This window comes from Sutterella sp. (assembly GCF_052272535.1).
Lineage (GTDB): Bacteria > Pseudomonadota > Gammaproteobacteria > Burkholderiales > Burkholderiaceae_F > Sutterella.
On the sequence record NZ_DAVZJY010000301.1, the window covers coordinates 1 to 2363 of the forward strand.

The 2363-nt window shown below is 67.2% G+C and carries 3 protein-coding genes; all 3 read left to right on the forward strand.

Features of this window, described 5'->3' with window-relative positions:
- The coding region (gene hflK / locus ACT6Y9_RS10475; RefSeq protein ID WP_443744492.1) for an FtsH protease activity modulator HflK at positions 1-1153 on the forward strand (1153 nt) is incomplete at its 5' end.
- A gap of 24 nt (positions 1154-1177) precedes the next feature.
- The gene (hflC, locus tag ACT6Y9_RS10480) at positions 1178-2062 is read left to right on the forward strand and encodes a protease modulator HflC (RefSeq protein WP_295481090.1); all 885 of its coding nucleotides are present in this window, start codon (positions 1178-1180) and stop codon (positions 2060-2062) included.
- Positions 2059-2268 (forward strand): DUF2065 domain-containing protein, encoded by a 210-nt coding sequence (locus ACT6Y9_RS10485; RefSeq protein ID WP_295481088.1) that lies wholly within the window; start codon positions 2059-2061, stop codon positions 2266-2268. Before hflC ends, ACT6Y9_RS10485 begins: the two co-directional genes overlap by 4 nt.
- Positions 2269-2363 lie beyond the last annotated feature (95 nt).

A 2363-nucleotide genomic window follows, 5' to 3' on the forward strand; every position in this document is an offset into this window, starting at 1 on the left:
CGGCGGCGGGCGCGGCGGCGCCTTCGTGCGCGCGCAGTTCCCGCGCGCTCCGAAGCTCCCGCAGAAGGGCGGCGGCTTCGGGCTCGGCATCCTCGCGCTCTGCGTGGTGGTCGGTTGGGCCGCGAGCGGCTTCTACATCGTTCCTGAAGGCCAGACGGGCGTCGTGACGACGTTCGGCCGCTATGCGGGGTCCTCGGGCCCGGGCTTCAACTGGCGCATGCCCGCGCCCATTCAGGACGTCGAGCTCGTGGACGTGAGCAGCGTGCGCACGACGCAGATCGGCATGCGCGGCAACTCGGACCGTCTGCGTGAGGCGCTCATGCTCACCGACGACGAGAACATCGTCGACGTGCAGTTCAACGTCCAGTACCGCATCAAGTCCGGTCAGGGCGCGAAGGACTTCCTCTTCAACTCCCGCTCGCCCGACACGAGCGTGACGCAGGCGGCCGAGTCCGCCATGCGCGAGGTGGTCGGCCGCAAGACCATGGACAGCGTGCTCTTCGAGTCGAAGGCCGAAATCGCCGAGGCGGTGAAAAAGTCCATGCAGACGATGCTCGACCGCTACGGCACGGGCATCGAAGTGATGAGCGTCGCCATCCAGAACGCGCAGCCGCCCGAACAGGTGCAGGCCGCCTTCAACGACGCCGTCAAGGCCGGTCAGGACCGTGAGCGCGCGATCAACCTCGGTGAGGCGTACATGAACGCCGTCCTGCCGAAGGCGCAGGGCACGGCCGCGCGCCTCAAGGAGGAGGCCGAGGGCTACAAGGCCCGCGCGGTCGAGACCGCCCGCGGCGACGCGGCGCGCTTCACGAGCGTCTTCGACGAGTACAGGAAGGCCCCCGAGGTGACCCGCGACCGCATCTACGTCGATGCGATGCGCGACGTCTACTTGAACGTCACCAAGGTCTACGTGGACCAGAAGTCCGGCTCGAACCTCCTCTATTTGCCGCTCGACAAGATCGTCGCCGCCACGCGCGCGCAGGCGAAGACCGAGGCCGACCAGACGGTGGACGCCTCGCTCGCCGGCACGCAGACGGGCGCCGCCCAGAACACGGCTCCGGCCTCGGGCGCGCAGGCCTCGAGCACTTACTCGGGCGCGGCCTACCGCACCGAGGATGATCCGCGCGAGATGATCCGCGCCCGCACGCGCTAACCGACCGGAAGAAGAACAGTAAAAATGAAGCGATTCTCTACACTCATCGTCGGCGCCCTGGTCGTTCTCGGCATCGCGCAGACGTGCATCTACACGGTGGGCGAGCGCGAGTACGCGATGGTCTTCGCCCTCGGTGAATTGAAGCAGGTGGTCTCCGAACCCGGCCTGCACGTGAAGCTCCCACCGCCCCTGCAGAACGTGGTCTACCTCGACAAGCGTCTCCTCACGCTCGACGCTTCGGGCGCGGACCTCGTGCAGACGAGCGAGAAGAAGAACCTGATGATCGACACCTTCGTGAAGTGGCGCATCGGCAATCCGCGCCTCTACTGGGTGTCCTTCCAGGGCAGCGAACGCGCGGCTTCGGACCGCCTTGCGGCGCTTCTGCGCGACGTTCTCAACATCGCCGTCAACAAGCGCACGGTCAACCAGATCACCTCGGCCGAACGCGAGAAGGCGATGGCCGAGATCTCCGACCTCCTTCAGGAGCGCGTGAACGACCTCGGCATCGAGATCGTGGACGTGCGCATGAAGCGCGTGGACTTCACGCCCGAGATCTCCGAGTCGGTCTACCGCCGCATGGAGGCCGAGCGCAAGCGCGTCGCGAGCGAGGAGCGCAGCAAGGGCGCCGCGCAGGCCGAGCGCATCCGCGCGAGCGCCGACCGTCAGAGCGAGGTGATCCTTGCCGAGGCGTACCGCGACGCGCAGAAGACCAAGGGCGAAGGCGACGGCGAAGCCGCGCGCATTTACGCCGAGGCCTTCGGCGCTGATCCGGAGTTCGCCCGCTTCTACCGTTCGCTTGAGGCCTACCGGAAGAGCTTCGGCGAGAAGAGCGACGTCATGGTGGTGGACCCCTCCGCCGACTTCTTCAGCTACCTGAAGAAGGAGAAGGCGGACGCGGCGGCGAAATGAAGGGCTGGGAGATACTCCTCCTCGCCTTCGGGTGGGTGATGGTGATCGAGGGCATCACGCCCCTCGTCGCTCCGGAGCGTTGGAAGGCGCTCCTCGCCGAACTGATCGAGGCTCCCGTCCCGGCCCTGCGGGCCGCCGCGGGGGTCGTGGTCGCCGTCGGGGTCATCATCGTCTGGACGTTCCTCGGCGACCTCCCGGTTGAGTGATTCTCCCGGGAGCCCTAGACAAACTCCCGATCCTCCTGTGGCTTACCGTCGGTAACCCTCCGGCGCTAACAGCCGGCGCGGACCGCCTTCGGGCG